Source organism: Microcystis sp. M49636_WE2 (assembly GCF_030065375.1).
Classification (GTDB): Bacteria; Cyanobacteriota; Cyanobacteriia; order Cyanobacteriales; family Microcystaceae; genus Microcystis; species Microcystis aeruginosa_C.
Window position 1 is genome coordinate 1 of sequence record NZ_JASJFG010001079.1, and the last position, 7320, is coordinate 7320.

A 7320-nucleotide genomic window follows, 5' to 3' on the forward strand; every position below is an offset into this window, starting at 1 on the left:
CCCCCCTTGATCCCCCCTTGATAAGGGGGGTTTGATCCCCCCTTGATCCCCCCTTGATAAGGGGGGTTTGATCCCCCCTTGATCCCCCCTTGATAAGGGGGGCATTTGATAATTTTTAACGCCTACCTACTTAGGAGAAGATGGGGGAGAACCTGTCGGAGTTGGTTGAGGTGTAAACTTTTGCTTCATCAATTCTGGTACACCTAAAGCCGTTAATAAAGTAGCAATCGCCGCGACACCAGCCCACACTAATGTCCAATTAATAACAATGGGTTGAGATATTTTAAATTGTTCTGGTTTGGGAATAGACAAACCTAAATCCTTAAACCATGCTTGCACTGACTGAGGACGTTTATCTATGTCTAATTCCAATGCCCAAAGAATTGCTTTGTTGATATTAGGGCTGATTTCTGAATTGTAGGTTTTCGGCTCAATTAAAGGCTGATGATCAATTTTTCGAGTCATCGCATTCACTGGAATTTTACCCGTTAAAAGCTCGTATAACACGGCTCCTAAACTATAAATATCGGTAAAAGCTCCGCGTTTAGCATCACGAGAATAACACTCAATAGGCGCAAAACCTGAGGCTAATTCCTGGGTACGAGTTTTGGTTAATTCCTCATCAAAATCTAAGGCTAAACCAAAATCAATTAAGACCGCTTCTGGTTTACCAGTCCGAATCATAATGTTACCCGGTCGAATATCTCGATGCAGAAAACGGCGACTATGTACCACCATTAAAGCCTGTCCAATCTGCTCAATGTAGCGTAAGGCTTCTTTTTCTGGTAAAATTTTTGTTGATCGCCGATCTAAGGTCGTCCCATCAATATATTCCATAACCATGCAGTTAGCTTTACCCTCTGAAAATAACTCTTTAACTCGCACGATATGAGGATGATCACAACCTTTTAATTTACTCGCTTCCTGCCAAAAAAGTTTCTGTAAACGCTCAGACTCCCACAATTTAAAACCCACATCCCTCGGCGTTTTGATCACCACTGAATCACCATTGCGATCGCTGGCTCGATAGGTAATGCCAAATCTTCCTTCACCCAATACTTCCTGAATCCTGTACTGGCCATCTTTAATTTTCTTGCCCAGATCCCAAACCATTAACTCCTAGCTCCTCTGCTCACAAACATTAATTAAACTTATTTTAATAGCGATGTCATTTTCCCAGAAGTATAACCTAATGTGGTGTTAACGACCGGCGACCGGCGACTGGCGACCCAATTAGATAAATTTGACCTAATCTTAGGTTTTATGGCTAGGATTATCTCTTGTCTTTTTTCTCCTCCTGTCTCCTCATCTAAGGGAAGATTTTTGATTTTTACAGGATTTCTATTAATCTTTCAGCAATTCTAAGCGATAACGATACAAAGCCACAGGACGATTCGGCGCTTGGAAAAAATCCGGGGATTGGGGGGAAAGATAAATGGCTGTCACCTGATCGCCTAGAATTTTATTAGGAGATAATAACTGATAGGCGGTGGTGGTTTCCACCTCATTAAGATAAGTGTTGGTTTCTCCCCGGAAAATTTGTTGACTGATTTCCGTGGCAATAAATTGATTTTGGCTAGGAGTTTCGCTATTTCTGGCAATTACGGTGGAAATTAGTTGATGAGCGCCGCGTAAAAAGGTAATCTGACGATTGGGATTATTAGGGTCAGTTTTTACCGATAATACCGATTGATTACCTAAATAGGCGCGACTAATTGCTAAACCATTAAAGGATCGATCGGCCACAATTGATGGTTTACTGATAATAGTGGATAAAAAGGCAGCATTTATCGGTCTGGAAATAGCTTTCTCGATGAATCTCACCGGAAACTCGATCGATTTTTCTAGGTAACGACGATTACTTTCAAAACCAGGTGTGATAATCTGGGGAGAAAGAGGAGCGGTTAAATCGATTAGGGTACTGGTGACAGTCCAATTGCCTACCATCCAATCGGGATAAACTAAATCTCCACTGGCAAAACTAACCACTGGTTTAGTCATCCAGCGAGGATAATTAGTTAAGCGATCGCTTAAATTTCCCGCTATAGATAATTCTAAATGGTTACTACAGCCTAGAATTAATACTAACAAGAACAAAATTATCCTTTGCATGGGTAAAAATATTTTTTAAGTAATATTCTTTAATTATGAACGATTTGATCAACTCCCAAGCCTTTAATCTCGATTCGGCAGTAATTCCCATCGCACCGACCGGTTTTAAATCCGGTTTTATTGGCATTATTGGTCGTCCTAATGTGGGCAAATCCACCCTGATGAATCAATTAGTGGGACAAAAAATCGCCATTACTTCCCCCATCGCTCAAACTACCCGCAACCGTTTGCGCGGCATTGTCACCGACGAGCGCTCCCAGATGATTTTTGTCGATACCCCCGGCATTCACAAACCCCATCACGAATTAGGCAAAGTTTTAGTTAAAAATGCTGAAAACGCCATAAATTCTGTAGATTTAGTTTTATTTGTTGTCGATAGTAGTAATTTTTTGGGCAATGGCGATCGCTATATTGCCGATTTACTGACTAAAAACCAAACTCCCACGATTTTAGGGCTAAATAAAGCCGATCAGCAACCGGAAGCCCCGGAGCCTATCGACGATAGTTATCGCACCTTAGCGGCGGAAAATAACTGGCCTCTGCTCAAGTTTTCGGCACTGGAGGGGACGGGAATCGAAGAATTACAAAATCTGTTAATTGATTTCCTCGAAGTCGGTCCCTATTACTATCCCCCCGATTTAGTCACCGATCAACCAGAAAGGTTTATTATGGGCGAATTAATCCGCGAACAGATTTTACTGCAAACTCGTCAGGAAGTTCCCCATTCTGTGGCGGTGGTGATTGAACGCGTCGAGGAAACTCCCGCTTTAACCAAGGTTTTTGCCGCCATTAACGTGGAACGAGCTTCCCAAAAAGGGATCGTCATCGGTAAAAATGGCAGTATGTTAAAAGCGATCGGCTCTTCCGCGCGATCGGCTATTCAAAAGTTAATCGCTGGGGAGGTATATTTAAAATTATTTGTGAAGGTAGAACCGAAATGGCGACAATCTCGCTCACTTTTAGCAGAATTTGGCTATCGCACCGAGGAGTGAAGGGAGCGGGGAATTATGAATTATGAATTATCAATTATGAATTGGTGAGCGGGAAGAGGGAATTATGAATTATGAAGTGGGGAGAAAAAATAAAAATAATCTCCTGACTTCTGAAGACCGACTTCTGAAGACTGACGGCTGATAATTTTCACTTTTGTAGTAGAATGGAGAACCACTAATAACTGATTTCTGGAATAATGGCCGATATTACAAACCTAATCAAACAGGTACACCAAGAGGCAAAAAAAGAGGATTTTCCCATCGATACCCTGATTTACCAAGAGGCAAAAAAAGACCCCCTTGAACCGGTTTTGTATGCTGGTAATCTTGCTAGTCAGTTATGCTTTTTTGGCCGGGATTTAGGACGAGATGAAGTGTATGCGGGACAACCTTTGATCGGGGCTGCCGGTAGAATGGTAAGAGAGGGATTTTTTCAAGCTTGGCAGGGGAGAAAATCCCATGATCGTCAAGAGTTATTATCGGTGTGCGATCGAATTTTCCTAACTAATACAGTTCCCTACAAACCGCCTGGTAATAAAGCTTATTCTGGGGAAGTGAAAGATCGTTTTCGTCCATTTATAGAAAAACTGCTCGTTTTTTATTGGCAAGGTGATCATATCATTCCCCTTGGCACGGAAGCTTTTAAATGGTTTGAACCCTACGGTAAACCCAGAGAAGTAGATAAATTCTATCTTGATAAAGAACGCTTTACTAAAAAACTGCTAGTTACCCTTACCGCTACCGATGAACAGGGATTAAAACAGCAAAAGGAAGTGACTTTATTGCCTCTCCCCCATCCCTCTCCTCTCAATCAAAGATACTATGCTCTTTTTCCTGATTTATTACAAAAAAGATTAACTGAATTTGCCTTTTAACCGATGAGAATTTACGGCAATCGTCCCATAAAAACCCTAGCAGGACAATTAACCCGTCCGACGACAGCAAGGGTGCGAGAAGCTTTATTTAATATCTGGCAACAGAAATTATCCGGCTGTCGTTGGTTGGATCTTTGTGCGGGTAATGGTTCCATGGGTGCGGAAGCTTTATGTCGAGGTGCGAGTCTAGTAATCGGAATTGAACAATCAGGACGCGCTGGCGAAATTATCAAGGAAAATTGGCGCAATTTAGCAACTTCTCCCCAGCAATTTCAAGTAATTCGGGGGGATGTACTGACAAAGTTAGCCACTTTAGCGGGGAAAAGTTTTGATTTAATTTATTTTGACCCTCCCTACGAAAGCGGGTTATATTTACCGGTACTAACTGCCATCTCTCAATCTAATTTATTAGATTCTCTGGGGGAAATTGCCGTGGAACATAATCCCAAATCTTGGCAAGCAATTAATCTAGAAGGTTTAACCATTTGTCGTCAAAAACGCTACGGCAATACTACGTTAACTTTTTATCAAAAAGCAGATGAATTATGAATTATGAATTATGAATTATGAAGTGGGGAGAAGGGAGAATAAATAAAAATAATCTCCTGTCTCCTGTCTCCTAACCCCACCAACAAACTTTTTCAGCAGACCCTACTTATTACAAGCGGAGAATGGGAAATCTGGGTACTGCCGCAAGAAATGGTCAATTTTATTTGGCAGCCCAGAAAAATGGCTCTTCTGGTTTTTGTGTGGAAGGAAGAAGAATAGGGATAATTTGGGTGCATCTCAATTTGGTCGAAATATCTAGATGACATTTTGGGCGCACGCGATGCGCCCTTACCATTGGCGCAATCATATTATTGTAGGGGCGAATTGCATTCGCCCTCTTTGAATAACTTCTGCTGCTCACCTATAGGTGTCGAGGAGAGCCGAAAAATTATTATTTCTCAACAAAATCACATAATTTGTCACTTTTCTTGACAATTATCCTGAGTAAAGCGAGAAACTTTCTGGCAACCGCAGTTAATCGCCCCCCTTTTTAGGCTATTTAAAGAAAAATTAGGGTTTATTTCGATAAAATTAGCAGTAAATAGGCTGTAACCTCCTAAAAAACTTAAATCCCTTCTCCTAGTCCTTTTTTTGACCTAAAACTACCCCGAAGTTTCCTGACACGGCAGCCGAACTCTCTCCCCTTAACCCTTGCTGCTCCCCAGAATATTACCTAGTTTTTGTATAAATTTATACCCGACAAAAATAGTCGGGTATATTTGACACCAAGATTTTGCCGGTGATAGGATGTGTGTAGATTCAGTTGACGGCAAGACAGGAAAATCATGACCCTAGCGACAAACATCAAAACCTCAAAATTCATCCCCACCTTTACCCGCTTGGTTTCTAAGGAAGGAGGGACTTCTTACCCCCTGAAAGCGCTGAATATCTGCGAAGAAACCTTTGCCCCCCTAGAAGTGGACTACGATTACGACCTCATCCGTCGCACCGTTACCAGAGAAAGCATTCAAGCAGGTCCAAATTCCATCTGGCGCTATCGTTCCTTTTTGCCAGTGGAAAGTGAAAATCCCATCGATGTGGGTACGGGTATGACTCCCCTAGTTAAATCCCACCGTTTAGCTCGGCGCTTGGGTCTAAAAAATCTCTACATTAAAAATGATGCCGTCAATATGCCCACTCTCAGCTTCAAAGATAGAGTGGTATCCGTCGCCCTTACCCGGGCCAAAGAATTAGGTTTTACTACCGTTTCCTGTGCTAGTACGGGAAATCTCGCCAATTCCACCGCCGCTATTGCCGCTCACGCCGGTTTAGACTGTTGTGTTTTCATTCCCTCCGACTTAGAAGCGGGTAAAATTCTCGGCACCCTAATCTATAATCCCACGGTCATGGCAGTTAAAGGCAACTACGATCAAGTTAACCGTCTCTGTTCAGAAGTGGGCAATACCTACGGTTGGGGTTTTGTCAACATCAATCTGCGTCCCTACTATTCCGAAGGTTCCAAAACTTTAGGCTTTGAAGTGGCTGAACAATTAGGCTGGAAACTCCCCGACCATATTGTCGCACCTTTAGCCAGTGGTTCCCTCTTTACCAAGATTTATAAAGGCTTCCAAGAATTCGTCAAAGTCGGTTTGGTGGCAGATAAAGCAGTGCGTTTTAGTGGCGCTCAAGCGGAGGGTTGTTCCCCCATTGCCCAAGCTTTCAAGGAAGGACGGGATTTTGTCGCCCCAGTTAAACCCAATACTATCGCCAAATCGATCGCTATTGGTAATCCCGCCGATGGTGTTTATGCCCTTGATATTGCGCGTAAAACTGGCGGTAATATTGAATCCGTCACCGATGCCGAAATTATCGAAGGTATTAAACTTTTGGCAGAAACGGAAGGCATTTTCACAGAAACCGCAGGCGGTACGACTATCGCTGTCTTGAAAAAATTAGTAGAAGCGGGTAAAATCGACCCCGAAGAAACCACGGTCGTTTATATCACTGGTAATGGTCTAAAAACCCAAGAAGCGGTACAGGGTTATATCGGTGAACCCCTGTTAATCGAACCGAAATTAGAAAGCTTTGAACGGGCCCTGGAACGTTCCCGCACCCTCGAACGCCTCGAATGGCAACAGGTTCTCGTCTAGAATTGATGTTCGGGGATGATGGGGCAATTATCCCCTTGCCTCATCTCCACAAGCAATTTAAATTTGCGCGCAGCTTACTGTCCTTTCCACTTTTTCCTTGATATCTATGGCCGTAAAAGTTCTCGTTCCCACTCCCCTGCAACAACTTACAAAAAATAAGGCTACCGTCGAGTGTAGTGCTAGTAATGTCGGTGATTTAATCGAATCCTTAGAAGCAAGTTTCCCCGGTATTAAGGCCCGCTTATGCGATGAAGAGGGCGCACCCCGGCGCTTTTTAAATTTCTACGTCAACAGTGAAGATATTCGCTTCCTCGATGGGACAAAAACCCCCTTAAAAGATGGCGATGAAGTCAGTATCGTTCCTGCGGTGGCTGGAGGTTAACCTCCCCATAAGTTTGTTTTCCGTCAATTGTAATTAAACCCCTAGAAAGTGATGTTTTCTGGGGGCTTTTCTTCAGGTAAGTTTTAGTTAGGTTTGCCAGAAAAACCTAATCTTTGTGTCCTTTGTGCCTTTGTGGTTGTTCATATTATTATAAGCTGAGACACATTTGGTCAATTGCCATAGAAGTTCTCATCTAAGATTTGCTCTGGCAAGAAAGGACAAATTTGAGGATAATCATTTTCTGGGGGAATCCGAACACCAAATTGAGCAAGTTTCCCTTCCTTAATTGCCACTTGACGAGCATCTGGATAAGCTTCCTC

General features: G+C 42.7%; 8 protein-coding genes. 5 read left to right on the plus strand and 3 right to left on the minus strand.

The genetic code is table 11. The features are described from left to right. Positions 1 to 126 precede the first annotated feature (126 nt). Both PX484_RS25020 and PX484_RS25025 read right to left on the minus strand, forming a co-directional pair. Positions 127 to 1113 (minus strand): serine/threonine protein kinase, encoded by a 987-nt coding sequence (locus tag PX484_RS25020; RefSeq protein WP_287768178.1) that lies wholly within the window; start codon positions 1111 to 1113, stop codon positions 127 to 129. Positions 1114 to 1344: 231 nt separating this feature from the next. Next, positions 1345 to 2112, minus strand: coding sequence for a DUF6816 family protein (locus PX484_RS25025; protein ID WP_004163583.1), 768 nt, complete (start codon positions 2110 to 2112; stop codon positions 1345 to 1347). Positions 2113 to 2147: 35 nt separating this feature from the next. Here PX484_RS25025 and era point away from each other — a divergent pair, with 35 nt between their 5' ends. From era to PX484_RS25050, 5 genes are all read left to right on the plus strand, one after another. Continuing rightward, a complete protein-coding gene (gene era / locus PX484_RS25030) occupies positions 2148 to 3104 on the plus strand; it encodes a GTPase Era (RefSeq protein ID WP_004163584.1) in 957 nt (318 codons plus the stop codon). 197 nt (positions 3105 to 3301) lie between these two features. Beyond that, positions 3302 to 3979 (plus strand): uracil-DNA glycosylase family protein, encoded by a 678-nt coding sequence (locus tag PX484_RS25035; RefSeq protein ID WP_287664235.1) that lies wholly within the window; start codon positions 3302 to 3304, stop codon positions 3977 to 3979. Between the two features lie 3 nt (positions 3980 to 3982). Continuing rightward, the gene (gene rsmD / locus PX484_RS25040; protein WP_287768183.1) at positions 3983 to 4528 is read left to right on the plus strand and encodes a 16S rRNA (guanine(966)-N(2))-methyltransferase RsmD; all 546 of its coding nucleotides are present in this window, start codon (positions 3983 to 3985) and stop codon (positions 4526 to 4528) included. A 785-nt stretch (positions 4529 to 5313) separates the two neighbouring features. Then, positions 5314 to 6618: a threonine synthase gene (gene thrC / locus PX484_RS25045; protein ID WP_002750866.1), complete on the plus strand. Its 1305-nt coding sequence runs from the start codon at positions 5314 to 5316 to the stop codon at positions 6616 to 6618. Positions 6619 to 6724: 106 nt separating this feature from the next. Beyond that, positions 6725 to 7000 carry a MoaD/ThiS family protein gene (locus PX484_RS25050; protein ID WP_043999947.1) on the plus strand — a complete coding sequence of 92 codons (276 nt, stop codon included), beginning with the start codon at positions 6725 to 6727 and terminating at the stop codon, positions 6998 to 7000. A gap of 170 nt (positions 7001 to 7170) precedes the next feature. Here the strand turns inward: PX484_RS25050 and PX484_RS25055 are convergent. Continuing rightward, a partial coding sequence (locus PX484_RS25055; protein ID WP_288106104.1) for a DUF29 family protein occupies positions 7171 to 7320 on the minus strand: 150 nt, incomplete at its 5' end.